Annotated in this window: 22 protein-coding genes; 11 read left to right on the top strand and 11 right to left on the bottom strand. The window is 68.4% G+C overall.

Annotated features, from left to right (window positions below; all coding sequences use genetic code 11):
- Positions 1-113: 113 nt before the first annotated feature.
- Positions 114-1,295, bottom strand: coding sequence for a class I SAM-dependent rRNA methyltransferase (locus tag VFY73_RS02640; RefSeq protein WP_329716359.1), 1,182 nt, complete (start codon positions 1,293-1,295; stop codon positions 114-116).
- 244 nt (positions 1,296-1,539) lie between these two features.
- Here VFY73_RS02640 and VFY73_RS02635 point away from each other — a divergent pair, with 244 nt between their 5' ends.
- From VFY73_RS02635 to VFY73_RS02605, 7 genes are all read left to right on the top strand, one after another.
- Entirely contained in the window at positions 1,540-2,856 is a 1,317-nt protein-coding gene (locus tag VFY73_RS02635; protein WP_329716358.1) for a sugar ABC transporter substrate-binding protein, read from the top strand.
- 306 nt (positions 2,857-3,162) lie between these two features.
- Positions 3,163-4,020, top strand: a complete 858-nt coding sequence (locus tag VFY73_RS02630) for a sugar ABC transporter permease (protein WP_329716357.1) — start codon at positions 3,163-3,165, stop codon at positions 4,018-4,020.
- 17 nt (positions 4,021-4,037) lie between these two features.
- The gene (locus VFY73_RS02625; protein WP_329716356.1) at positions 4,038-4,868 is read left to right on the top strand and encodes a carbohydrate ABC transporter permease; all 831 of its coding nucleotides are present in this window, start codon (positions 4,038-4,040) and stop codon (positions 4,866-4,868) included.
- Positions 4,869-4,901: 33 nt separating this feature from the next.
- Positions 4,902-5,966, top strand: coding sequence for an ABC transporter ATP-binding protein (locus VFY73_RS02620; RefSeq protein WP_329716355.1), 1,065 nt, complete (start codon positions 4,902-4,904; stop codon positions 5,964-5,966).
- Complete coding sequence (gene dalD / locus VFY73_RS02615; RefSeq protein WP_329716354.1) at positions 5,963-7,369, top strand: D-arabinitol 4-dehydrogenase; 1,407 nt, start codon at positions 5,963-5,965, stop codon at positions 7,367-7,369. Before VFY73_RS02620 ends, dalD begins: the two co-directional genes overlap by 4 nt.
- Positions 7,366-8,151 (top strand): L-iditol 2-dehydrogenase, encoded by a 786-nt coding sequence (locus VFY73_RS02610; protein ID WP_329716353.1) that lies wholly within the window; start codon positions 7,366-7,368, stop codon positions 8,149-8,151. The genes dalD and VFY73_RS02610 overlap by 4 nt, the downstream gene beginning before the upstream one ends.
- Before the next feature lie 47 nt (positions 8,152-8,198).
- The gene (locus tag VFY73_RS02605) at positions 8,199-9,128 is read left to right on the top strand and encodes an AraC family transcriptional regulator (RefSeq protein ID WP_414654377.1); all 930 of its coding nucleotides are present in this window, start codon (positions 8,199-8,201) and stop codon (positions 9,126-9,128) included.
- Between the two features lie 113 nt (positions 9,129-9,241).
- Here VFY73_RS02605 and VFY73_RS02600 read toward each other — a convergent pair whose 3' ends face one another.
- The 5 genes from VFY73_RS02600 to VFY73_RS02580 form a co-directional block, all read right to left on the bottom strand.
- Positions 9,242-10,123 (bottom strand): hypothetical protein, encoded by an 882-nt coding sequence (locus VFY73_RS02600; protein ID WP_329716352.1) that lies wholly within the window; start codon positions 10,121-10,123, stop codon positions 9,242-9,244.
- A gap of 20 nt (positions 10,124-10,143) precedes the next feature.
- A complete protein-coding gene (locus tag VFY73_RS02595) occupies positions 10,144-11,025 on the bottom strand; it encodes an ABC transporter ATP-binding protein (protein WP_329716351.1) in 882 nt (293 codons plus the stop codon).
- A gap of 11 nt (positions 11,026-11,036) precedes the next feature.
- On the bottom strand, positions 11,037-11,387 hold the full coding sequence (locus VFY73_RS02590; protein ID WP_329716350.1) for a GntR family transcriptional regulator: 351 nt from the start codon (positions 11,385-11,387) through the stop codon (positions 11,037-11,039).
- A 204-nt stretch (positions 11,388-11,591) separates the two neighbouring features.
- Positions 11,592-12,755, bottom strand: a complete 1,164-nt coding sequence (locus tag VFY73_RS02585; RefSeq protein ID WP_329716349.1) for a PQQ-binding-like beta-propeller repeat protein — start codon at positions 12,753-12,755, stop codon at positions 11,592-11,594.
- Positions 12,756-12,933: 178 nt separating this feature from the next.
- The gene (locus tag VFY73_RS02580; RefSeq protein WP_329716348.1) at positions 12,934-14,313 is read right to left on the bottom strand and encodes a M48 family metallopeptidase; all 1,380 of its coding nucleotides are present in this window, start codon (positions 14,311-14,313) and stop codon (positions 12,934-12,936) included.
- A gap of 150 nt (positions 14,314-14,463) precedes the next feature.
- Between VFY73_RS02580 and VFY73_RS02575 the strand changes: the two genes are divergently transcribed.
- Positions 14,464-15,039, top strand: a complete 576-nt coding sequence (locus VFY73_RS02575) for a hypothetical protein (RefSeq protein ID WP_329716347.1) — start codon at positions 14,464-14,466, stop codon at positions 15,037-15,039.
- A gap of 166 nt (positions 15,040-15,205) precedes the next feature.
- On the opposite strand, the gene xerC is transcribed toward VFY73_RS02575, so the two are convergent.
- The 3 genes from xerC to dapF all read right to left on the bottom strand — a co-directional run bounded on the left by xerC (position 15,206) and on the right by dapF (position 17,975).
- Positions 15,206-16,129 (bottom strand): tyrosine recombinase XerC, encoded by a 924-nt coding sequence (gene xerC / locus VFY73_RS02570; RefSeq protein ID WP_329716346.1) that lies wholly within the window; start codon positions 16,127-16,129, stop codon positions 15,206-15,208.
- Positions 16,130-16,339: 210 nt separating this feature from the next.
- Positions 16,340-17,026 carry a DUF484 family protein gene (locus tag VFY73_RS02565; protein ID WP_329716345.1) on the bottom strand — a complete coding sequence of 229 codons (687 nt, stop codon included), beginning with the start codon at positions 17,024-17,026 and terminating at the stop codon, positions 16,340-16,342.
- Positions 17,027-17,093: 67 nt separating this feature from the next.
- On the bottom strand, positions 17,094-17,975 hold the full coding sequence (gene dapF, locus VFY73_RS02560; protein ID WP_329716344.1) for a diaminopimelate epimerase: 882 nt from the start codon (positions 17,973-17,975) through the stop codon (positions 17,094-17,096).
- Between the two features lie 401 nt (positions 17,976-18,376).
- Between dapF and VFY73_RS02555 the strand changes: the two genes are divergently transcribed.
- On the top strand, positions 18,377-19,489 hold the full coding sequence (locus VFY73_RS02555; RefSeq protein ID WP_329716343.1) for an ABC transporter substrate-binding protein: 1,113 nt from the start codon (positions 18,377-18,379) through the stop codon (positions 19,487-19,489).
- Positions 19,486-22,167, top strand: a complete 2,682-nt coding sequence (locus tag VFY73_RS02550) for a hybrid sensor histidine kinase/response regulator (protein WP_329716342.1) — start codon at positions 19,486-19,488, stop codon at positions 22,165-22,167. Before VFY73_RS02555 ends, VFY73_RS02550 begins: the two co-directional genes overlap by 4 nt.
- A 27-nt stretch (positions 22,168-22,194) precedes the next feature.
- Here the strand turns inward: VFY73_RS02550 and VFY73_RS02545 are convergent, their stop codons facing one another.
- On the bottom strand, positions 22,195-23,091 hold the full coding sequence (locus VFY73_RS02545; protein ID WP_329716341.1) for a lipid A biosynthesis acyltransferase: 897 nt from the start codon (positions 23,089-23,091) through the stop codon (positions 22,195-22,197).
- A gap of 21 nt (positions 23,092-23,112) precedes the next feature.
- Positions 23,113-23,973, bottom strand: a complete 861-nt coding sequence (locus tag VFY73_RS02540; RefSeq protein WP_329716340.1) for a lysophospholipid acyltransferase family protein — start codon at positions 23,971-23,973, stop codon at positions 23,113-23,115.
- 223 nt (positions 23,974-24,196) lie between these two features.
- On the opposite strand from VFY73_RS02540, the gene metK reads away from it, so the two are divergent.
- Positions 24,197-25,161: methionine adenosyltransferase (gene metK, locus VFY73_RS02535; protein ID WP_329716339.1), on the top strand; the 965-nt coding region annotated here is incomplete at its 3' end.

Genomic DNA, 25,161 nt, shown 5'->3' with positions numbered 1-25,161 from the left:
GTGTCACGTGGCGCCACTTTGCGGTACCGGGCGCGGGTGGGTCAAGCCCCCGGCCTGTCGGCACACCTTGCGAGCAACGATCGCGCCTGGGCCACCAGGCGAGGCGAGGCGAGCTACTGTTTGAGCACCGCCAGCCCCTTCAGGTACTCGCCCTCGGGGAACATCAGCGTGGTGGGGTGGTCCGGCGCGCCTTCGAGGCGCGCCAGGATCGCGCCATCGACCTGCGCATCCATCGCCGCGCCAGCGACGATCTTGTGGAACAGCTCGGCGCCGATGCCGCCCGAGCAACTGAAAGTCAACAGCAGGCCACCAGGCGCCAGCAGCTTCAGGCCAAGGCGGTTGATGTCCTTGTAGGCGCGGGCCGCGCGTTCAGCGTGGGCCGCGGTGGGCGCGAACTTGGGCGGGTCCAGCACGATCGCGTCGAAGCGCTCGCCGCTTTTCAGTGCCTCGCGCAGGTAGCCGTTGACGTCCGCATCGAGCGCCTGGTGGCGCGCCGGGTCGTGGCCATTCAGCGCGACGTGGGCAGTGGCTCGGGCCAACGCCGGCGCCGACGAATCGACGCTGACCACCTGCTCGGCACCACCGGCCAGCGCCGCGACGCTGAAGCCGCCGGTGTAGCTGTAGCAGTTCAGCACCCGCTTGCAGCCGAATCGGCGGACCCAGTCGGCCAGGCGGGCACGGTTGTCGCGCTGATCGAGGTAGAAGCCGGTCTTGTGGCCTTCTTGCACGTCCAGCGTCAGCTGCCAGCCGTGCTCGCGGATCGTGACCTCGGTGTTGCCCTCGCCACGCAGCCAGCCAGTGACCGGCTCCAGCCCTTCGAGCGCACGCACGCCCGAGTCCGAACGTTCGTACAGGCGCGTGCAGCCGGTGGCTTGCAGCAATACGTCCGCAATGGTGCTTTTGAAGCGCTCGGTGCCGGCAGACAGGAACTGCGCCGAGAGCAGGTCGCCGTAGCGGTCGACAACCAGGCCGGGCAGGCCGTCGGCCTCGCCGTGGATCAGGCGGACACCGTCGCTCTCGACGGCCATGCGTCGACGCAAGGCCACGGCCGCACCGATGCGGCGCTTGAAGAAGGCGTGGTCGACACGTTCGCTTTCGTCGAAGGTCCAGGCCCGCACGCGGATCTGCGAGCTGGGGCTGAAGGCGGCCCAGGCGAGGAACTTTCCGTCGTCGCTTTCGACGCGCACGGTCTCGCCGGCATCGGCCTGGCCCTTGGCGATGCTGCCGGCGAAGACCCAGGGGTGACGGCGCAGCAGCGAGCGTTCTTTGCCTTCACGCAGGCGAATGACTTTCATGGGCGGGATTGTCGCGCGGCGCATCGGCCGCCCGGCGCGGCCGGGCGCACCCGGCACCAACATGTACAGAATTCCATCAGATTCGGGAAAACCACGACAAATCGGTGCAACTCGGTACAGGTGTTCGTGGCTGGGGTATCGGCAGGCGACACGCTGTCGCCGGAAGATGCAACCCGCCAGTGGACGAGTTGGGAACCCACCCGCCGCCGCCTCACCGCCCCCTCAGCCCCTCAGGAGACAACTGATGAAGTTCACCACCACCTGGGCCGTCAGCGCGGCCGCCGTCTTGGGCCTGGCCGGCTTCAGCGCGCAAGCCGCCACCGAACTGGTGATCGCCACCGTCAACAACGGCCACATGATCGAGATGCAAAAGCTCGGCAAACACTTCGAGCAGGCCAACCCCGACATCAAGCTGAAGTGGGTGACGCTGGAAGAAGGCACGCTGCGCCAGCGCGTGACGACCGACATCGCGACCAAGGGCGGTCAGTTCGACGTGATGACGATCGGCATGTACGAGACGCCGATCTGGGGCAAGAAGGGCTGGCTCGCCGAGCTGAAGCCCGACGCCAACTACGACATCGACGACATCCTGCCGGCGATCCGCAACGGCCTGTCGACGGGCGGCAAGCTCTACGCGGCGCCGTTCTACGGCGAGAGCTCGATGCTGATGTACCGCAGCGACCTGGCGCAGAAGGCGGGCATCAAGTTCGCCGAGCGGCCGACCTGGGAGCAAGTGCGCGACGCGGCCGCGAAGATGAACGACCCGGCCAACGGCGTGTACGGCATCTGCCTGCGCGGCAAGCCCGGCTGGGGCGACAACATGGCCTTCATCACGACGATGGTCAATGCCCACGGCGGCCAGTGGTTCGACATGGGCTGGAAGCCGCAGCTCGAAACCAAGCCGTGGAAAGACGCGATCACGCTGTACGTGGACCTGCTGAAGAAGTACGGCCCGCCCGGATCGTCGGCCAACAGCTTCAACGAGATCCTCGCGCTGTACAACGAAGGCAAGTGCGCGATGTGGATCGATGCGACGATCGCCGCCTCGTTCATCAGCGACCCGAAGCAGAGCAAGGTCGCCGACAAGGTCGACTTCGTGCAGGCCCCGTCGGCCGTGACCGACAAGGGCGCGAACTGGTTGTGGGCCTGGGCGCTGGCGATCCCCGCCGCGTCGAAGAACCCGGACGCGGCGCAGAAGTTCATCAACTGGGCCACGTCGAAGGACTACATCAAGCTCGTCGCCAAGGAAGCAGGCTGGGCCAGCGTACCCACCGGCACCCGCAAGTCGACCTACCTGACGCGTGAGTTCCGCGCCGCCGCCAAGTTCGGTGCCGCCGAGCAGAAGGCGATGCTGTCGGCGAACCCGAACGACGCGACGCTGCCCAAGAGCCCATATGTCGGCGTGCAGTTCGCCGCCATCCCCGAGTTCCAGGCCATCGGCATTGCGGTGGGCCAGCAGATGAGTGCGGCGCTCGCAGGCAAGTCGACTGTCGACGAGGCGTTGAAGGCCTCGCAGACGGCAGCCGACCGCGAGATGCGCAAGGCGGGGTATTACAAGTAAGTTGCCCATTGGGAGCGAGATCAGGGGAACGGCGCGTTCCGTTCCGCTCATGTCCCCCGCCCTCAGCCTTTGGCTGAGGGCTCCTCCTAATACTTCGCTGCACGGAACACCCCATTCCCCTGATCAGCCACGGTCGAGCCCCTTCAACGCGTGGCAGACACCGTGATATGCCGCGGGTGTCGGGTGACCGGCGCAGTGAAGTAAAGGAGGAGGCAGCGGCCAATGGCCGTTGCCGGGGGACATGAACGGAGCCGGTCACCCGGCACCCGCGGCCCGCTCCAACAGCATCACCAACCTAGCCACATCATGAACAGATTCCTGCCCCGCGCCTTGATGGCACCCGCGGTCGCCACGCTGTTCCTGTGGATGATCGTGCCGCTCGCGATGACGCTGTACTTCAGCGTCATCCGCTACAACCTGATGCAGCCGGAGGCAACCGGCTTCATCGGGCTGGAGAACTTCGAGTACTTCGTCACCGACCCGTCGTTCGGCGCCGCGGTGGGCAACACCTTGCTGCTGCTGGGCAGCGTGATCGTGATCACCGTCGGCCTGGGCACCGGCCTCGCGCTGCTGATCGATGCGCCCTTCCCCGGCCGCGGCATCGTGCGGCTGCTGCTGATCTCGCCCTTCTTCGTGATGCCCACGGTCAACGCGCTGCTGTGGAAGCACATGATGATGAACCCGATCTACGGTGTGCTGGCGCAGGTCTGGCAGTTCTTCGGCGCGACGCCCATCGACTGGTTGACCGACTTCCCGCTGGGCGCGGTGATCATCATGATCGCCTGGCAGTGGCTGCCCTTCGCAACGCTGATCCTGATGACCGCGCTGCAGTCGCTGAACCGCGAGCAGCTCGAAGCCGCGCGCATGGACGGCGCCACCTACCTGCAGCAGCTGCGCTACATGGTGCTGCCGCACCTGGCGCGCTCGATGGCTGTCGTCGTGATGATCGAGATGATCTTCCTGCTCTCGGTCTTCGCCGAGATTTTCACCACCACCGGCGGCGGCCCGGGTGACGCGAGCACCAACGTCGCCTTCCTGATCTTCAAGCAGGCGCTGCTGAACTTCGATGCCGGCGTGGCCTCGGCCGGTGCGCTGTTCGCCGTCGTGCTGGCCAACATCGCCGCGGTGTTCCTGATTCGCCTGATCGGCCGAAACCTCGATTGACACCTCGACTGACCGCCATGGCGCGCCCCACCCCATTCCCCTACGCCTTGATCGTTCGCACCATCGCGGCCTGGGCCGTCACGCTGCTGCTGTTCTTTCCGCTCGGCTGGCTGGCGCTGACCGCGTTCAAGACCGAGATGCAGGCGATCCACGTGCCGCCGCAGTTCGTCTTCACGCCGACATTGGAGAACTTCCGCGAGGTGCAGGTCCGAAGCGACTACCTGCTTTACGCGAAGAACTCGATCATCACCAGCGTGGTGTCGACGCTGCTGGGCCTGCTGCTGGCCGCCCCCGCGGCGTATTCGATGGCCTTCTTTCGCAGCAAGCGCACGCGCGACATCCTGATGTGGATGCTGTCGACCAAGATGATGCCGGCCGTCGGCGCGCTGGTGCCGATCTACGTGCTGGCGCAGAAGTCTGCCCTGCTGGACACCCAGCTCGCGCTGATCATCGTCTTCACGCTCAGCAACCTGCCGATCATGGTCTGGATGCTGTATTCGCACTTCAAGGACATCCCGCCGGAGATCCTCGAAGCCGCGCGGATGGACGGCGCGACACTGTGGCAAGAGGCGCGCCTCGTGCTGCTGCCGCTGGGCATGGGCGGGCTCGCCTCAACCGGGCTGCTGTGCCTGGTGCTGTCCTGGAACGAGGCTTTCTGGTCGCTCAACCTGAGCTCGGCCAAGGCCGGCACGCTGGCCACGCTGATCGCTTCGTACTCCAGCCCCGAGGGCCTGTTCTGGGCCAAGTTGTCGGCCGCCTCGCTTCTCGCGATCGCCCCGATCGTCGTCTTCGGCTGGTTCAGCCAGAAGCAACTGGTGCAAGGGCTGACGTTTGGCGCGGTCAAGTAGGCGCCGTCAAGTAAGTCAAGAAGGGACCTGGCCATGGCCTACCTCGAACTCAAAGGCATCCACAAGCACTTCGGAGCGGTGCACACCATCCGCGGCATCGATCTGGCGATCCACCGAGGCGAGTTCATCGTCTTCGTCGGGCCCTCGGGCTGCGGCAAGTCGACGCTGCTGCGGCTGATCGCCGGCCTGGAGACGATCACCGACGGCTCGCTGGTGCTGGACGGCCGCGACATCACCGACGCGCCGTCCTCCAAGCGCGACCTGGCGATGGTGTTCCAGAGCTACGCGCTGTACCCGCACATGAGCGTGTACGAGAACATGAGTTTTGCGCTGAAGCTCGCCAAGGTGGACCCCGCAGTGATCCGCGAGAAGGTCGAGCGCGCGGCGAAGATCCTGAACCTGACGCCCTACCTGCTGCGCACGCCGAAAGAGCTGTCGGGCGGCCAGCGCCAGCGCGTCGCGATCGGTCGCGCGATCGTTCGCTCACCGAAGGTCTTCCTGTTCGACGAGCCGCTGTCGAACCTCGACGCGGCGCTGCGCGGCCAGACGCGCGTCGAGATCGCCCGATTGCACCGCGAGTTGGGCGCCACGACGATCTACGTGACGCACGATCAGGTCGAAGCCATGACGCTGGCCGACCGTGTGGTCGTGCTGCGCGACGGCGTGATCGAACAGGTCGGCACGCCGCTAGAGCTGTACGACAAGCCGGCGAACCAGTTCGTCGCGCAGTTCATCGGCACGCCGCAGATGAACGTCGTAGCGGCCGCCCAGGTGCCGCAGTTGGAAGACGTCTGCGGCTTGCCGGTGCCCGCCGGTGGCTACGTCGGCCTGCGACCCGAGAACCTGACCTTGACGCCAGTGGGCCAGGGCCAGTTCAGCGGCAAGGTCGAGCTGGTCGAAGCGCTCGGCGCCGAAACGCTGGTCTACATGAGCACCGATGGGGGTGCGCAACTCGTTGCACGGCAAAGCACGCGCACGCACCTGCAAGCGGGCCACATCGTCGGGGTCGCGATCGATGCCGATGCCGCGCACCTGTTCGACGCACAAGGCCGCGTGACGCGCAGCGGCGTGCCGGCCAGCACCGCGGAGGCCGCATGAGCGAGGTGCCTTTCGTGATGCTGCACCTGGGCCTGGGCTCGTTCCACCGTGCCCATCAGGCCGTCTATCTGAACGCATTGCACCAGCGCGGCGACACCTCGTGGGTCCTGTCCGGCGGCAACCTGCGCAACGACGTGCCCGAGCTGATCGACGCGCTGCGGGCGCAGGGCGGTGCCTTCACGCTGGAAACCGTGTCCCCGGCCGGTGAGACCCGCTACGAACGCATCACCTCGATCCGTCGGGTGTACGCGTACGAGCCGTCGCTCGCCGCGCTGATCGACGCGGCGGCCGATCCGGCCACACGGATCATCTCGTTCACCGTCACCGAGGCCGGCTACTACCTCGACGCGAAGAACCAGCTCGACCTCGGCTTTGCCGATCTGGCCGCCGACCTGGACGCTGCGAAAGAGCAGCGCCCTGGCGCCACGATCTACGGCGCCCTGACCGCGATGCTGCGTGAGCGGATGCGCCGCGGCAGCGGCCCGGTGACGCTGCTGAACTGCGACAACCTGCGCCACAACGGTGACCGCTCGCGCGGCGGCCTGCTGCAATTCATCGAACGCCTCAGCGATCCGGCCTTGCTGGCCTGGGTGGAGTCGAACACCACCAGCCCGAACGCGATGGTCGACCGGATCACGCCGCGGCCGACACCAGCGGTGCGCGAGCGGGTGCGCGCGGCCACCGGCATCGATGACCCGGCCGCGCTGATGAGCGAAAGTTTCATCCAGTGGGTGATTGAAGACCGCTTCGCCGCCGGTCGCCCCGTGTGGGAGCAGGTCGGCGTCGAGATGGTCGACTCGGTGGCGCCGTATGAAGAGGCGAAGATCCGCCTGCTGAATGCGACGCACAGCTGCATCGCCTGGGCCGGCACGCTGCGCGGCTACGACTTCATCCACGAGGGCACGCAGGACCCGGCCATCCGCCAGATGGCCTTCGACTACGTCACCGACGACGTGATCCCGGTGCTCGATACGCCTGATCGGCCCAGCCCGCTCGACCTCGCGGCCTACCGCGACGTGGTGCTGGACCGCTTCGCCAACCCGGCCATCCAGGACACCAACCAGCGCGTCGCGATGGATGGCTTCTCGAAGATCCCGGGCTTCATCGCGCCGACGATCCGCGAGCGGCTGGTGCGCAACGAGTCGATCGACAGCGTCGCGATGCTGCCGGCGCTGTTCCTCGCCTTCCTGCAGCGCTGGCGGCACGGCGCGCTGGACCACCCCTACCAGGACCAAGCAATGAACCCTCTCGTGGCCAAGGCCATCTGTGATGCCAGCGACCCCATCGTGGCGCTGGCCAGCCAGGCGGCGCTGTGGGGCGCCCAGGCCGGTGACCAGCGGCTCGTGGCCGCGCTGCGCGACGCGAGCGAACGCGTTGCCACTTTCGTGAGGGCGGCGGCATGAGCGGACGTCTGGATGGTCAACACGCACTGCTGACCGGCGCCGGTGGCGGCATCGGGCTGGCGGTGGCCGCGGCCTTTGCACGCGAAGGCGCCCGCTGCACGGTGGCCGATCTGCCGGCCGAGCCTTCATCGGCGTTTCGCGAGGCCAGCGCCGCGCACGCCGGCCGGTTGCACTACTGCAGCGCCGACGTGACGCAACCGATGCAGGTCGACGCGCTGATCGCGCTGGCCGAAGCCCAGCATGGGCCGATCGACACGCTGTTCAACAACGCCGCGATCTTCGACATGGCGCCTCTGCTGGCGAGCGACGAGGCGATGTTCGACCGGCTGTTCGCGGTCAACGTCAAGGCGATGTTCTTCGTGATGCAGAAGGTGCTCGCGCGCATGGTGCAGGCCGGGCGGCCGGGCAGCGTGATCAACCTCAGCTCGCAGGCCGGCCGGCGCGGCGAAGCGCTGGTGTCGCACTACTGCGCGACCAAGGCGGCGGTGATCAGCTACACCCAGAGCGCCGCGCTGGCGATGGCGCCGCACTGCATCCGCGTCAACGCGATCGCCCCGGGGGTGGTCGACACGCCGATGTGGCAGCACGTGGACGCGCTGTTCGCCCGCTACGAAAACCTGCCGCTGGGCGAGAAGAAGCGCCGCGTCGGCGAGGCGGTACCGCTGGGGCGCATGGGCCGGCCGGACGACATCGCCGGTGCCGCGGTCTTCCTGGCCAGCCACGACGCGGCGTACATCACGGCCCAGACGCTGAACGTCGACGGCGGCGCAGTCATGAGCTGAGCGTTCTGCGCTTCATCTCGACGCCCGGCCGTGCCACCATCCTGACCATGTCGTCACGCCACCTGCCCCGCCAGCGCCAGCCCGAGTTCGAGCGCGACTTCACGCGCAGCCCGGCGCTGGGCTACGAGGCGCCGGAAGACGTGGGCCTGATCCGCTGCCTGGCGCACGGCTTCCCGACGCCGCTGGCGCGCTGGCACCACCACGACGAGTATGAGCTGCACCTGATCGTCGCGACCTCCGGCAAGGCCTTCGTCGGCGACTGGATCGGGCCGTTCGAACCCGGTCACTTGGTGCTGGCCGGGCCGCGCCTGCCGCACAACTGGGTCTCGACCGACGTGCCCGAGGGTGGCGTCGCGCTGCGCGACCTGGTGATCCAGTTCCCCCACGGGCCGATCGCCAGCGCGGCCGAGCACCTGCCCGAGCTGGGCGAGGTGCTGCCGATGCTGGAGCGTGCGCGTCACGGCATCGAGTTCTTCGGCTTGGGTGACGTGGCCCAGCGCCAGTGGCATGCGATGAAGGGCAATCGCGGCCTGAAGCGGTTCGCCGCCTTCGTCACCTTGCTGGCCGAGATGGCGCGATGCACCGACTACCGGATGTTGTCGAGCGTTCAGATGCAAAGCGCCGACGATGACCAGCAGCTCGACCAGATCAACGCGGTGGTCCAGCGCATCATGGCCGACGTGGCGCAGCCCCTGGCCGCCTCGGAGATCGCCGCCAGCCTGGACATGAGCGAGAGCCGCTTCTCGCGCTTCTTCCGCCGCGCCACCGGCAACACCTTCACCGACTTCGTCAACCGCGTGCGCGTGCAGCGGGCCTGCCAGCTGCTGATGGATTCGGACCGGCTGGTCACCCACATCTGCTACGAAGTCGGCTTCAACAACGTGGCCAACTTCAACCGGCGCTTCCTGGAGATCAAAGGCATGACGCCGACCGAATTCCGCAAGCAATCCGATCGGCGTTTCGGCGGGAACTGTTAGCCCCCACGCCCGCTCCGGCGGGCTGCCCCCCGAGGGGGCTCGCGCAGCGGACCGGCAGAGCCGGATCCGCGCACGCCACTTGATGGGGGCGGCGCTCAGCGCGCCCCGGGGGACTATCCGCGAGCTCGGCGCAGGACCATCAGGCCGAAGCAACCGGCGATCACGAGCAGCGTGGCGGCAAAGCGCGGCGTGAAGAGATCGCCGATGGCCAGGCCGGTGTCTTGCAGCATCCAGTGGCCGAAACTGGCGACGCTGTCGAGCGGGCCGAGGTCGTTGTCGAAGTCGTGGGCGCCCTGCAGCGTCGGCATGAAGGCCCAGCCGGCGTGCTCGAACTGGTCGCTGAGCACGTCGATCAGCCAGGTCTGGTGGTAGACCTTGGCCAGGATCACGCCGCCCAGGCCCAGCACCGCCACCATCGCGGCGACGCCCCAACGCTTCAGCCAGGCCGAGGCCGCCATCGCGCCGATCACGAATGGCCCCAGCCACAGCGTGCCCAGCACCATGCCCAGCGCGGTCCGGCCGGCACTCATCAGCCACATCGGCAACAGCGTGCCCCAGGGCATCTCGGTCAAGCCGTCCAGGCCGTGCACCCGCAGCACCGCGATCAAGGCGCTGACCACACCGCCGGCGATCGCCAGGCCGAGCGCCATCAGCGGCAGCAGCCACAGGTTCATCAGCAGCGTCGCGCCGATGCTGCCCGAGTGACTGTTCGGCAGCGACAGCCAGAACTCGATCGAACGGTCCTGCCGGTCGCGCCGCGCCAGGCCGGGCGCCTGGATCGCGACCGAGCCGCCGATCAGCACCATCAGGAAGAAGGTGTAGCCGGCGGCGAAGGTCAACGCCACCATCAGCGGCGTAGGCGCCTTGTCACCCATCTCGACAGTCCCGATGGTCAGCAGCGGCACCATGATCGCCAGCGGAATGCTGCCCAGCAGCAGCCAGCCGAAGCGATGCTGCATCCACTCGCGCAACAACAGGGTCTTGAAGGTTTGCATCGTGCGTCTCCTCGTGCGCTTCAGCGTTGCGGGTTGATTTCGGGCGCGCGGGTCAGCGCGACAAACAGGTCGACCAGGCTGGGCCGCATGCGCTGGCCGAGCGAGGCCACATGGGCCGGTGGTGCGCCGTCGAACAGCGCGGCCGACTCGCCCTGCTGGCGGTAGCGCAGGATCGGGTGCGCCGCGGCAATCGCCTCGGCCGCCTGCGGATCGTGCTTCAGCGCGACGAAGCGCTCGTCGATCTGGTCGAGCGGGATGTTGAGCACCAGCTTGCCCTCGTTGAGCATCATCACGTCGGACAGCAGGCCCTCGATCTCCTCGACCTGGTGGGTCGAGATCAGCACGCTGCGCTCACCGTCGCACCACTCGTCGATCAGCATCTCGTAGAAGGCCTTGCGGCTGAGCACGTCGAGGCCGAGCGTCGGCTCGTCCAGGATCATCAGCTTCGCATCGACCGCGGCGATCAGCGCCAGGTGCGTCTGCACCACCATCCCCTTGGACAGGGCCTTGACCTTGTCGCTCGGCTTGACGCTGGTGCGCTTGAGCAGCGTGCGGGCACGATCGGCCGAGAACTTCGGGTGCAGCCCGCTCATCAGCTCGATCAGCTGTTCGACCCGGGCCCAGCGCGGCAGGATCGCCACGTCGGGGATGTAGGTCACCTCCCGCAGCAGCTTGACGCGGTCGCGCTGCGGCTCGAAACCCAGCACGTCGAGCTGCCCTTCATGGGCATGCAGGCCGACCATCGCCTTCATCAGCGATGTCTTGCCGGCGCCGTTGTGGCCGAGCAGGCCGATGACGCGGCCCTTGGCGATGCTGAAGTTCAGACGGTCCAGCGCCAGCTTCTTGCCGTAATGCAAGGACAGGTTCTCGGCCCGGATCAAGGTGTTGTTGGTGTCGTTCATCGTCGTCTCCCTCAGGCTTGTTCCCACTGCAATTCGTCCATGTGCAAGCCCAGGCGCCGCAGCTTGGTGCGCAGCTGGGGCCACTCTTGTTCGAGGAACCGTTGGCGTTCCAGCGAGCGCAGCTTGTCGCGGGCGCCGGCTCGCACGAAAAGGCCGAGCCCGCGCCGGTTGTCGAGCAGCCCATCGTCGGTCAGCGCCTGCAAGGCCCGGCCGACCGTCAACGGGTTCAGCATGTACTGCGCCGCCAGCGCCCGCACCGACGGCATCGGCTCGCCCTCGGGTGGGTCACCGTCGAGCAGCGCACCGGCCAGGCGGTCGGCAAGTTGCCGGTAGATCGGCTGGCGGTCATCCCAGGTTGGCATAGCCTTCCCCTTTCTGGCTCGGTCCCGGGTGCCAGGGGCACCTGGGTGTGTTACTGATGTAGAACACTGTAGGTGAGGCCCGGTGCCCTGTCGCCGGCCATGCGACAGGCTGCAGGATCGGGGGATGAAACGCGCAGCGGCCGGAAGGCCCGGGGGGGGAACCCGCGCCTGCCGGCCGCCGTGGGGCTTGCCGGGGGTTTGGCGTCAGAGGCCGAACGCGGTCACCTGGCCCTCGCTGCTCAGGTACACCCGGCCGTCGATGACGGTCAGTTTGGTGAAACTGCCGCGGATCGACAGCGGCACAGCGGCCGTTACCTTGCCGGTGCGGGCACTCAGCACCAGCAGCTGCTTGGCGGTGTTGAAGTCCTGCGTCGTCATGTACAGCGCGCCGTTGGCCCACGCCAGGTTGGAGGCGACCTGGTGGGTGCCCGACAGCGTGCGCGTCCACAGCACGTCGCCGGTGCGTGCGTCCATGGCCTGGACCTGGCGGTTGCCGCTGGCGGCGTACACCGTATGGCCCTTGCCGACGAGCGGGGACGAGATGTAGCCGGACAGCGTGCGGCTCCACAGCAGCTTGCCGCTCGCGGCAGCGAAGGCGCGCACGACGCCGCTGTCGCTGCCGACGATCACCCGCCGGTCCTGCGCCAGCGCCGGGTACTGCATGTTGCTGGTGTCGACATCGCTGGCCCACAGCGCCGCGCCGGTCGCCGCGTCGAAGGCGAACAGTTGGCGCGGGTTGGCGTCGCAGCACTCGTGCCAGGTGGTCGTGAAAACACGGCCGTTGGCGACGGCCACATCATTGTTCAACACCACGCCGCCGCCGGTGCTGGCCTGCCAGACGAGGCGGCCGTCGGCGGTGTCGACCGCCATCACCGCGGTACGGCCGGTGTTGACGTACAGCCGGTCGCCCTGCACCGCCGGGCCGAAGCCGAGGTTCAGGTAGGCCGAGCCCGCCGGCAAGTCGGCCGTCCACAGCACCTTGCCCGACGGCTGGTCGACGGCGGTCAGCACATTGCGGTACGGCGTGTTGAACGACGAGCTGACCAGGTAGGCGGTGCTGCCGGCCAACGCCGGGTTGCCGCAGTCACCGACACCGGCGTCCGGTTGGCTCCACAGCATGTCCCCGGTGTCCGGCGCCTGGGCCGAGACACCGTACAGGTTGGAACAGACGAACAGCCGGCCATCGGCCTGGATTGCCGAGCTGGCGTAGAACTGGCCGATCATGGCTTGCCATTTCTGGGTCAGCTGGCCGGCGTTCTGTCGCGTCAGAGTCGATTCGGCCGTGTTGGCGTAGCTCTTGCCGGCGTCGTAGCCGTCCTGGCTCCATTGGGCCTGGACGGTGGCCGCGGCACTGGCGGCGACGAGCATCAAGGCAACGCGAAGAGCGCGAACCGCGGGAGTACGCGAAGAAGACGTCGTCAAACTCATGGGCATGGGGTGTGCTCGGTATAGGTGGTGGGGAAAGGGAAGGGGCTGAACTGCGCCGGCGGCCCATCGGCGGCGGCAGGCGCGGCCCCGGTGTTCAGAGGGTGCCCGAGCCTCGCTGTCATGGCAGCCGTTGCTCGCGCCAGCGCATGGCCATCAGGATGCGGCTGCGCGCGCTGGGGTGATCGAAGAAGACGAACTCCTCGAGCGGCCCCGGCTCGGTCTTTCTGTATTCGGCCAGTTTGAGCATCGCTTCAGACAAGCCCAGTGGTTCGCGCGCCAAATTGAGTGACCACATGTCAGCTTCGGCCTCCATCGTCCGTGTGATGGTGTTGGTGATCGGCGTGGCCACGAACATGAAGACGCCGATGGCGCCCACCAGCAACGGCAGCGAGCCGACGTCGGCCACGCCTTCGGGCCCGCTGGGCAGGCGCCAGCGTGCACCAAAACGGGACAGCAGCCGGCGCATGGCCCAGGCAGCAAATGCGAAGCCCGCCAGGAACAACACGCCGAACATCACCAGCGACTTCGTGATGTGGTGCATCGCGTAGTGGCCGATTTCATGGCCCATCACGGCACGGATCTCGCTGTCGCTCGCACGGCGCAGCAGGTTGTCGTTCAGCCGAATCGCCGCCGTGTCCCCCAGCCCCGAGACATTCGCGCTGACCCGGGTGGTCTGGCGCGACGCGTCGAATTCGTAGACGTTGTCGGCCGGCACGCCGTTGGCATGCGCCATCGCCAGCACCGCCCGCTTGATCGGGCCGTCTTCGACCGGCTTGTAGGTATTGACCAGCGGGTCGATCCAGACCGGCGCCACCAAGGCCCCCAGCGCCGACAGCGACACCGTCACCACGCTCGCCCACATCCACCACCGGTCGCCGGTGCGGCGCAGCAACGCATACAGCAGCGAGACCGACAGGCCGAGGATCAGCGTCACGACGCCCAACTGAACCAGGCGCTCGCCGAACCACGCGGCAAACCCTTGCGTCGCCATGCCGTAGGCGTGTTCGCGCATGAAGCCTTCGTAGACCGTCAGCGGCAGCGTGAGCACCCAGGTGGCCACGGCGTAGAAGCCGCCGTACACCGCATCGGCCAGCCAGCGCCAGCGGGCCACCCGACGGGCCCAGTCGCGCACCGCCGTCGACGGCCGCGTCCACAGCAGCAGCGCGGCCACGGCCAGGCCGAGCAGCGTGTTCCAGAGGATCAGCCAGTACCCGCCTTCGAAGTAGGCGTCCGACCGGGCGCGGGCTTCGGGCGACAGCCGGTCCAGGTAGGCGCGCGTCGCGGCTTCAGGCTCACGCGGCAACGCGGCACGCCACGCATCGTCGGCAGCACGCACCGGAAAGCGGGGCGCGGCGACACTGGCGGCCGGGGCCACGGAGGGGGCCGCTTCGGCCGCGGCCACCGGCCCTGTCCACAGAAAGAGCCAGGCCAGCGCGCAGCACAGCGCGCTGCCGATCAAGTGGCGGGCCAGGAACCAGGAAGTGGCGGCAAGTTGCATCGCGTCCTCGGGCAGAAATGCGAAGGCGCGATTGTCAGCGCGGTGATTGCCGCCCGCATGGCCCCTAGTTTCGAGTCCACCACCGGCCGTGGTCATGCGTTGAGCACCGTCACAATCTTCGCCTACGACACACCCAGGAGGAGCCCCGCGATGTCGAGCGTTCAAATGCCCCGTTCCCTCACCACCTTGGCGCTGGCCGCTGCGCTCGCCGGCCTGGCCGGCTGCGGCAAGGTCACCGAAATGGCGACCGAAAAGGCGACCGAGAAATACATGGAGTCGCAGATCAACCAGAACGGCGGCAACACCAAGGTCGACCTGTCCCAGGGCGGCATGACGGCCGAGGGCACCGACGAACACGGCAAGGCCTTCAAGATGGAGATGGGCTCGGCCAAGCTGAGCGAAGCCGACGTCAAGATTCCGTTCTACCCGGGCGCCACGCCGGCCGAAAACAGCGGTACCCGCATCAAGAACGGCGGCGGCGAGATGGTGTCGATCGAGCTGGTGACCAGCGATGCGGCCAAGACCGTCTCGGCGTGGTATCGCGACAAGCTGAAGTCCACCGCCGGCGAGGGCAGGACCGTCATCGACTCGGCTGCGGAAGACAACGGCATGTCGCTGGCAATCAGCGACCCGAAGTCCAATGAAGCGGCCACCGTCAACGTCTCGCCCGACGGCGACGGCAGCCGCATCACGCTGATCCACACCGTCAGTGACAAGCAGCAGTAAGGCCTGTTGCCTGGGCAGGTGCTATCGACGCTTCGCACGGGGGTGCGCGGCGTCGTACACCTTGGCCAAGTGCTGACAACGTGCGCCCCGGCGCACGTTGCGTCGCAGGCTCATGTCGCGCAGCGACGTGAAGGCGCGAAGCGCCGGCCGAAGACAAAGTCCAGCGTCATCGCCGCTTGGCACGTGGATGAGCAGCGTCGTAGACCTTCGCAAGGTGCTGAAAGTCCAGCTTCGTGTAGACCTGGGTCGTGCTGATGTTGGCATGGCCCAGCAGCTCCTGCACCGCGCGCAGGTCACCGCTGGACTGCAGCAGGTGCGAGGCGAAACTGTGGCGCAGCATGTGCGGATGGACGGAAGTCGGCAAGCCGGCTTGCAAGGCCAGCGTCTTCAACCGGGTGCGGACCTGGCTCGTCGACAGCCGTGTGCCACGCTGGCTGACGAACAGCGCCGCCTCGCCGGCTGACGCGACCCCCGGCCTCACCGCCAGCCAAGCCTGCAGCGCGTCGCGTGCAGCGCTGCCGACCGGCACGCTGCGCCATTTCGACCCCTTGCCGCGGACCTGCGCGCTGCCATCGGCCAGGTCGACCCAGCCCGCCGCAGCGTCACCGGCCTGGCAGTCCAGCGCCACCAACTCGCCGACCCGCAGGCCGCTGCCGTACAGCAGCTCGACGATCGCATGGTCGCGCGCTGCGAGCGCCGGGTCGGTGTGTTCGGGCGATTGGTTGGCCAATGCCACCGCCTGGTCGACCGGCAGGGCCTTCGGCAGCGGCTTGGCCGCCTTGGGCGCCCTCACCCCCTCGACCGGGTTCAGCTTGACGCCCCCCTGCAGACCCCACCAGCGGTAGAAGCCGCGCCAGGCCGACAGCTGCAGCGCCAGGCTGCGCGGCGACAGGCCGCCCGTGTGGGCACGCGCCAGCAGCATGCGCACGTGGTGCGATTGCAGTGCATTCAGCTCGATGTGCAGTTCGGCCGCGCCGGCAGCCAACCGCGTCAGTGCATCGGTGTACAGCGTCAACGTGCGCGCCGCGACGCGCCGCTCAGCCTGCAGATGCGTCAGGTAACGCTCGATCGGTGGCTGCTGCGTCGACATTCGGAGCCGCGATGCTCCGAAGGAGCCATCGACTTCAACGGGCGTACGCGGATCCGGCTTTGCCGGTCCGCTGCGCGAGCCCCCTCGGGGGGCCGCGGCCGGACATGACCCGTCCCGCGGACTGGTCGTGCCTGCCGAGGGGCCGGGCCTGCTGCGCGGCGCGGCCTGCAAGGCAGCCCCCGGAACGGGGCGTGGAGGTCCATCAGCCCATCAATCCGCCAGGGCGCGCGCCATCGCGGCGCTGGCCAGTTCACCGACCTGCTGCAGGAACTCGGTGCCCATGTCGCTCTGGAAGCGCAATGCATCGGGCGAGCCCAGCACCAGCAGGCCGAAGCATTCGCCGCTGGCAGCGCCCAGGCGCAGCGGAATCAGCGCAATCGACTGGGCCGGCGTGCCGTCGGCGGCCAGCCAGTGCGCCGCCTCGAAGCCGCTGTTCAGGCCGCAATAGGGCGCCGCCAGGCTGGCGGCGAAGGTCTTCAGGTCATCGCTGACCGGCTGCGCCCACGGCAGGCCGGTGTGAGAAGGCGCCACGCCCCACAGCCGCAGCGCGACCATCGGGATCATGAACTCGTGCTTCAGCTCTTCGATCAGCACCTGGCCGAGCATGATGGTGCTGCGTGCCAACATGACCGCACGCGTCCAGCGGTGCATCTTGTTGACCAGCGCCTCGTTGTCGTGGCCAGCGCGGATCATCTCGATGATGCGGCGCTCGAGGCCCTTGATGCGCTCGCGCAGCATCTCCATCTGCCGCTCCTGCAGCGAGACGGCGCGGCCACCGTGCGGGCTGGCCAGCTGAATCGTCGCCAGCAACTCGGCCTGCCGCTCGAAGAAGCCCGGCGTGTTGGCCAGGTAGGCGGCAATGTCTTCTTCGGTGATCCCTTGTACACCGGTGTTCATGTTGCCTCCTTGGCGCTGCGCGCCGTCCCCCCGAGGGGGAGTTCGCCCTTGGGGCGGCCCTTCGTGCTCACAGCTCGATCTCCCCTTCAAAAACCGTTTCGGCCGGGCCGGTCATCAGCACCGGAGCATCGCCGCCATCCCACTGCACCGTCAACCGGCCGCCACGCATGTCGACGTCGACCTGCGCATCCAGCCAGCCGAGCCGGATGCCGGCGACCACCGCCGCGCAAGCGCCAGTGCCGCAGGCCAGCGTCTCGCCAGCGTCGCGCTCGAAGACCCGCAGCGCGATCTGCGCGCGGCTTTGCACCTGCATGAAACCGACATTGACCTTGCGCGGAAAGCGCGGGTGGGCTTCGATCATCGGGCCCAGCTCAGCCACCGGCGCCTCGGCGACGTTGTCGACCCGCAGCACGGCGTGGGGGTTGCCCATCGACAGCACGGCGACTTCGACCTCGCGCGTGCCGGGGCGACGGGCGCGCCGGTCGTCCGGCAGGTCCAGCGGCCACAGCGCGAAGGCGTTCTGCTCGTGCGCCTGCAGCCCGGCGGTGTCGAACGGCACGCGGCTCGGCTCGAACACCGGCTTGTTCATGTCGACCGTGACGCGGCCGTCGGGCTGCTGGCGCAGCTCGAGCAGGTTGTTCATCGTTTCGACGCGGATGGTGTCGCGGTCGGTCAGCCCGTGCTCGCGCACATAGCGCACGAAGCAGCGCGAGCCGTTGCCGCAGTGTTCGACTTCGGCGCCCGAGGTGCCATTGAAAATGCGGTAGCGGAAATCCACGCCCGCCTGCGTGGCAGGCTCGACGACGAGGATCTGGTCGGCGCCGACTCCGAAGCGCCGGTCGCCCAGCAGGCGCAGCTGGGACGTACTCAGCGTCAGCGGCACACGGGTGGCGTCGAGCACGACGAAGTCGTTGCCCGCGCCGTGCATCTTGGTGAAGCGAACACGCATGAAGGGGATTATCGGCGTTGGGACGCCCCCTCCTCCCGCGCCCGCCGTGCGCCCACAATCGGCGCATGCCGGGCGCAGCGGGCCGCCACTGGAAAATGCGTGAGTTTCTGATCGTCGCGCAATCCGGCGCATCTGTACCCTGTCAGAGCTGACAGTGTCCGGCCGGGCCGGCGGGGCGCACACTGCCCTCATACGCTGTCATCGCGGCCGGCCCGGCGGCTATGTACTGCCGGGTCCGGTGGCGCCTTCCCGCTTCGCTCGAGACCACAGGCTCCGCCCTCCGGGCGGGCCGGTTCAGACGTGCCGGATGCCCCTCATGTTGGCGCTTTTGCATCGCAAGGCCCGTTGAATTGGCGTAAGGTTGCATCGACGCGCCCCGCAGCAGTCGCGCGGCGGACAAGATGAAGCCCGTCCTCCACCGTCGACACCTTTTGCTCCTTGGCTTGGCAGCGCTCGGGCTGGCCGCCTGCCGGCGCGCGCCCGAGCCCGTTCGCATCGGCTTCATCGGCGGCTTGTCCGGCAGCGTGGCCGAACTCGGGGTGAACGGGCGCAACGGCGCCCTGCTGGCGGTCGAGACCTTGAACGGCCAGGGCGGCGCGCGCTACGAGCTGCGGGTCGAGGACGATCAACAAGACGACGACAAGGCCCGCGCGGCCCTGCGCTCGTTGGCGGCGCAGCAGGTGGCGTTCGTGGTCGGCCCGATGACCAGCTCGGTGGCGGTCGCCGTGCTGCCGCTGGCCGAGCAGGAGAAGCTGGTGCTGATCAGCCCGACGGCCACCAGCGACGAGCTCAGCGGCAAGGCGGACCACTTCTTTCGCGTCGCCTCGGGCGCCGCCATCGGCGCGCGCCAATTGGCAGACTTGATGCTTTCGCGCGGCCAGCGTCGTGTCGCGGTGCTGATGGACCGGCGCAACCGGGCCTATTCCGAAAGCTTCGCCCGCTCGTTCACCGAACGCCTGCAGAAGGCGGGTGCCACGGTGACCACCGAGCTCGGGTACGACGGGACCAACAACGACTTCACCGCACTGGCCGGCTTGTTGATGGCCGACAAGCCCCAGGCGGTGCTGCTGGTGGCCGGGGTCGGTGATTCGGCCCTGGCGTCTCAACAACTGCGCCGCCTGGAGCCGGCGATCGGGCTGGCCGTCACGCCGTGGGCGGCCAACACGCGTTTGCTGCAACTGGGTGGGCACGCCGTGGAAGGCTGCCTGGCGCTGCAGGCGCTCGACCTGGACGGCACTGCGCCAACCTACGTCGCCTTTCGCCAGCGCTACCGCGAGCGTTTCGGCGACGACCCGGGCACCCCGGCCGTGCAGTCGTACGAGGCGGTGATGGTGGGCGCTGCGGCGAGGGCTCGGCAGGCACAGGGGCACGACCTGCGCCAAACGCTGTCCGAGCCGCAGCAGCGCTGGCGCGGCCTGTACAGCGACATCGTGCTGGACGCCAACGGCGACACCCAACGCCCGCTGCATGTGACGGAGGTCAGGGCCGGCCGTTTCGTCCCGCTGCGCTCATGAAGAAGCAGAAGCGGGTGGCGCTGCACAGCGTCTTCGCGTGGCAGTTCGCATTGGTGGCCGCACTGCCGTTGCTGGCAGCCGCGCTGTTGTGGGGTGCGCTGGCCGTGCCCGCGGCCCTGCGCGAGATCGAGCGCGACAACGAGCGCATGTCGACGGCAATCCGGGGCCAGCTCGAAGCGGTCTTGACCGTGCCGCAGCGAACGCTGCAGCTGTCGGCGCAGTTGCTGAAGGCGCCGACCACGCCCGCCCCTTTGCAGCACCAGGTGCTGCAGGACACGCTTGAAGCGACACCGGCCTTCGAGGCCGTCTACCTGACCGACGCGCAAGGCATCACCCAGGCCGCCGGACTGCGCCCCAGCACCGGTGTGCACGCGGCCGATGTCCGGGGCCTCGACTTTTCCGCCCGACCTTTCTACGCGCTGGCCCGCGAGCGCGAGGGGCCGGTGTGGTCCGACACCTTCTTGTCTCCATTCAGCGGCCGGGTCACCGCCGCGCTGGCCGTGCCGGCGGGCCAGGGCATGCTGGTGGCGGACATGTCACTGGCGGGCTTGGCGCAGGAACTGCGGCAGTTCGCCGGCCAGCAAGACCTCGCTGTCATCGTGCTCGACGCCAAGGGCCACGTGATCGTGCACCCCGACCCCCACCTGGCGAACTGGCAGGAGAACCTGCGCGACCTGCCGTTGGTGCGCACCGCGCTGGAGAGCAAGGGGCCGACGCGGGGACACATCGAGCTGAACGGCGAACGCTGGCTGGCGGACGCGGCGCTGGCCCGTCCGGCCGGTTGGACCGTGCTGGTGGCACAGCCTCGCTCGCGCTTGCTGGCGCCGCTGTGGCGCATCGGCGTGGTCGCCGGTTTCTCGATCGCCGTGGCGCTGGTGCTGGCCGTGCTGGCAGCGCTGCGCCTGGCGCGCCGGGTGGCCGAACGGTACCGACGGCTGGCCGGTGCCGCGCAGGCGATCGTCGATGGCCAATCCCCTGACACCGACCTGGACTTCGGCAGCGAAGAAGCGCACGCGCTGTGGGAGCGACTGCGTGGGCTGCTCGACCGGCTGCAGGAGCAGGAGCAACGCGCCAGCGACGCCCGACGTGACCTGCAGGCAGTGCTGGATGCCGCCACCGAGGTGGCCTTCATCGCCACCGACACCCACGGCGTGCTGCGTTTGTTCAACCGCGGCGCCGCCAAGATGCTCGGTTGGCCGGCCGAGGCCGTGCTCGGCCACGCGGCACTTGCGCGGTTTCACGATCCGCAGGAGGTACAAGCCCGCGCGGTCGAACTGCGTGCCCAGCTCGGTCGCGAGGTGGTCGGTGACGAGGTGTTCGTGGCGATGGCCCGGCTGAGCGGCTACGAGGTGCGCGATTGGACCTACCTGCGGCGCGATGGCTCGCGCCTGCTGGTGTCGCTGGCCGTGACGGCGGTGCGCAACGCCCAGGGCGCGCTGACCGGGTTTCTGTACATTGCTGCCGACCAGACCCAGCGCCAACGCGCGGCAGAGCTCGAGCTGGCGCGCGAGCGCGCCGAAGCGGCCAGCCGGACCAAGTCGGAATTCCTCTCCCGCGTCAGCCACGAGCTGCGCACGCCGCTGAACGCGATCCTCGGCTTTGCCCAGTTGATGAGCATGCAGGGCGCCGACGCGCTGGCGCCAGCGCAGCGCGAGCGCGTGCTGCGCATCGAGACCGCCGGCTGGCATTTGCTCAAGCTGATCGACGACGTGCTGGACCTGTCGCGCATCGAGTCCGGCCAGGTCACGCTGTCCGCCAGCGCGGTGGATTTGCAAGGCGTGATTGCCCAGGCGCTGCGGCTGGTCAGCCCGCAGGCCGACCAGCTGCAGGTGCGGCTGCAGGCGCCGCCCGACGGCCAGACGCAGATGGTGCTGGCCGATCCGACGCGGCTGACCCAGGTGCTGCTGAACCTGCTGAGCAACGCGATCAAGTACAACCGCCCGGGTGGCGACGTGCGCCTGGTGCTGGCCAACCCCGACGACGGGTTCGCCGGGGTGCATGTGCTCGACACCGGCCGCGGCATGGACGAAGCGCAGCGGCAACGGCTGTTCACGCCGTTCGACCGCCTCGGGCTGGAGTCGTCGGGCATCGCCGGAACCGGCATCGGCCTCGTGATCAGCAAGCGCCTGATCGACCTGATGGGCGGGCGCATCGAGGTGCAAAGCCGGCCCGGCGAGGGAAGCTGCTTCAGCGTGCTGCTGCCGACCGTCGACAGCCACGTCGCCGACAGCCCCGCTCCCGAAAGGGTCGCGGTACCGCCGCCGCCCGGAACCCTCGGCGACGTCGTGTACGTCGAAGACAACGCGATGAATGCCGCCTTGATGCGCGACCTGTTCGCGCTGAGGCCGGCCTGCCGCCTGCACCTGTGCGAATCGATCCGGCATGGCCAGGCGTTGATCGAGCAGATGCGCCCTCAGCTGGCGCTGGTGGACATGCACCTGCCCGACGGCAACGGCCTGGAGCTGTTGCGCTGGCTGCGCCGCCAGCCCGGACTGCGCGACATCCCGGCGATCGTCGTCTCGGCCGATGCCACCCGCCGGCAACAAGAGGCGGCCTTCGAGGCCGGCGCGACCGGCTACCTGACCAAGCCGGTGAACATCGTCGACGCGCTGCGCGTCATCGACACCGCGCTCGGTGCGGCGCCGGCGGACCAGCCAGGCACCGTACCCGCCGCGTGAGCGGGTCGGTGGCCGGCGGGGGGCACTTCAATAGAGCTTGGCCTCACCCGGCGGGCGGGTCTTGAATCGGCGGTGCACCCACAGGTACTGCGCCGGCAGGCGCTGAATTTCGCTCTCGATGAACGCGTTGATGCGGCGGGTCGCGGCGACCTCGTCCTCCTTGCCGGGGAAGTTGGTCCACGGCGGCAGGAACCTCACGCGGTAACCCTGCCCACCCGGCAGCATCTCGGCGATCACTGGCTGCACCGTCAGGCCGAGGCCTGCGCTCATGCGCGCCGGCGCCAGCAGCGTCGCCGCGGGGACGCCGAAGAACGGCACGAAGGCCGCTTCCTTGCGGCCGAAATCCATGTCCGGCAGGTTGAAGAACACGGCCCCCCGTTTGATTGCACGCACCAGCGGCAGCGCCTTTTCGTGGCGCGAGAAGATTTCGGCGTTGCCGAAGCGCAGCCGGCCGTCGCGCATGCGGGCATCGAACACCGGGTTGCTCTGGCGCTGGTAGATCGACGCGACGCGGCGGCCCTGGAACAGCTGGGTCGCCATGCCGGCGACGTCCAGCGCCATGAAGTGCGGCACCAGCCACATCACCGGGCCGGCGTGCTTCTCGGCAAAGTCGACCTGGCCTTCGACGCGGATCAGACGCTTGAGACGCCGGGCCGGCGCGTACCAGATCAGGCCGCGCTCGATCAGGCTGCGGCCCAGCCAACCAAAATGCTCGCGCGCCACCGCCGCGCGCTTTTCCGGCGGCCAGTCCGGAAAGCACAGCGCCAGGTTGCGCAGCGCGATCCGTCGCCGTCGCCGTGCGAACGTGTGCAGCAGCGCCCCCAACCCACGGCCCAGCGCCGCCTGCGCGCCCAGCGGCAGCCAGTGGACCAGCCACAGCAAGCCGAGCAGCACCCGCGCGCCGATGCGCCCCCACCATTCCATCGTTGGTACTCCGTTGTTTTGTCAGCCACCCTCACCGGGCTTGAGCTTGCGGGGGGATTTGTAGCGGTTGTACCCCCACAAATACTGGGTGGGCAGTGCGCGGATGGCCCGCTCCATTGAGGCATTGATCACGCTCGCCGCGCCGACATCATCGGCCTGATCGGCGGGCAAGCGCTGGTCCAGCGGTGACAAGTGGATCGAATAGCCCTCGCCACGTGGCAGCCGCTCGCACCAGGCCAGGCCGACGGCGGCGCCGGTCTGCTGCGCCAGCCGGGCGGCCAAGGTCATCGTGTACGCCGGCTTGCCGAAAAAAGGCGCCCAGACGCCCTGGCCCAGCGGCGGCACCTGGTCGGGCAGCAGCCCGACGATTTCGCCGCGCTTCAAGGCCCGAAGCAACTGGCGCACGCCGGCCAGCGAGGCCGGCGCGGTGGCCATGTTCGGTCGGGCGCGGGCGGTTTCCTCCATCTCACGCAGCGCGGCCTTGCGCGCCGGTCGGTACAGCACGGTGATCGGTCGGGCGAAACGCTCGGCGGCGGCCCGGGCAGCCACCTCGAAACTGCCCAGGTGCGGCGTCAGCAACAGCACGCCGCGGCCCGCGGCCAGCGCATCGACGATCAACGCCTCGCCATGCCAGCGGACCCGGTCGCCCAGACGCTCCCCAGGCGGCATGAACCACAGCCAGGGCACCTCGGCCACCAGCCGACCGGCTTCGGCGATCGATTGGCGGCGCTGCGCGACGCTCAGGCCCGCCAGGGCGGCGTTGGCGTTCAAGCGGCGGCGGTAACTTGGCGACAGCGCCCAGGTGGCCCAGCCCAGCACGGCCCCCAGCGTGTGCAGCCAAGCCAGCGGCCAGCGTGACAGCCAGCGCATAAACAACGTCATGGTTGAAAGTCGGCGTCTTTTATAATCGCGGCCTGTCGCCGAGTTAAGAGGACAACTTGCGGGGCGACGCGGATGGTTATCGACCGAACCCGCCGGGCCAATCCCTTCAGAATGGCCTGCCAAATACCGCTAAAGCGTTCGCCGCCCTTGCCAGGTTGCCAAGTGGGACGACGCCAAGCCAATCGGCCCAGTCTCGAACCAGCAACCTGAAAGCAAAGTGAACGTGGCGAACGATTATCTCTTCACCTCCGAGTCCGTCTCGGAAGGCCATCCCGACAAGGTTGCGGACCAGATCTCCGACGCGATCCTCGACGCGATCTTCGCGCAGGACCCGCTGAGCCGCGTGGCCGCCGAGACCCTGTGCAACACCGGCCTGGTGGTGCTGGCTGGCGAAATCACCACCCAGGCCAACGTCGACTACATCCAGGTCGCGCGCGACACGATCAAGCGCATCGGCTATGACAACACCGAATACGGCATCGACCACAAGGGTTGCGCCGTGCTGGTCGCCTACGACAAGCAGTCGAACGACATCGCGCAAGGCGTGGACCGCGCCAGCGACGACTACCTGAACATCGGCGCCGGCGACCAGGGCCTGATGTTCGGCTACGCCTGCGACGAGACGCCCGAGCTGATGCCCGCGCCGATCTACTACGCGCACCGCCTGGTCGAGCGCCAGGCCCAGCTGCGCAAGGACGGCCGCCTGCCCTTCCTGCGCCCGGACGCGAAGAGCCAGGTGACGATGCGCTACGTCGACGGCAAGCCGCACTCGATCGACACGGTCGTGCTGTCGAGCCAGCACGCGCCCGAGATGAGCGACGGCACGAAGATGAAGCCCGAGTTCACTGAGGCGGTGATCGAGGAGATCATCAAGCCGGTGCTGCCGAAGGAGTGGCTCAAGGAAACGCGTTTCCTGATCAACCCCACCGGGCGTTTCGTCATCGGCGGCCCGCAGGGCGACTGCGGCCTGACCGGCCGCAAGATCATCGTCGACACCTACGGCGGCGCCTGCCCGCACGGCGGCGGCGCGTTCTCCGGGAAGGACCCGTCCAAGGTCGACCGCTCGGCCGCCTATGCCGCCCGCTGGGTTGCCCAGAACGTCGTCGCGGCGGGCCTCGCGGACCGCTTCGAGATCGAGCTCGCCTACGCGATCGGCGTGGCCAAGCCCCACGCGATCTCGATCGAGTC

Origin of the sequence: Ideonella sp., from assembly GCF_036277275.1 — a bacterium.
Lineage (GTDB): Bacteria > Pseudomonadota > Gammaproteobacteria > Burkholderiales > Burkholderiaceae_C > Ideonella.
The sequence above is the reverse complement of the archived record's forward strand: the minus strand, read 5'-3'. Positions and strand labels throughout refer to the sequence as shown.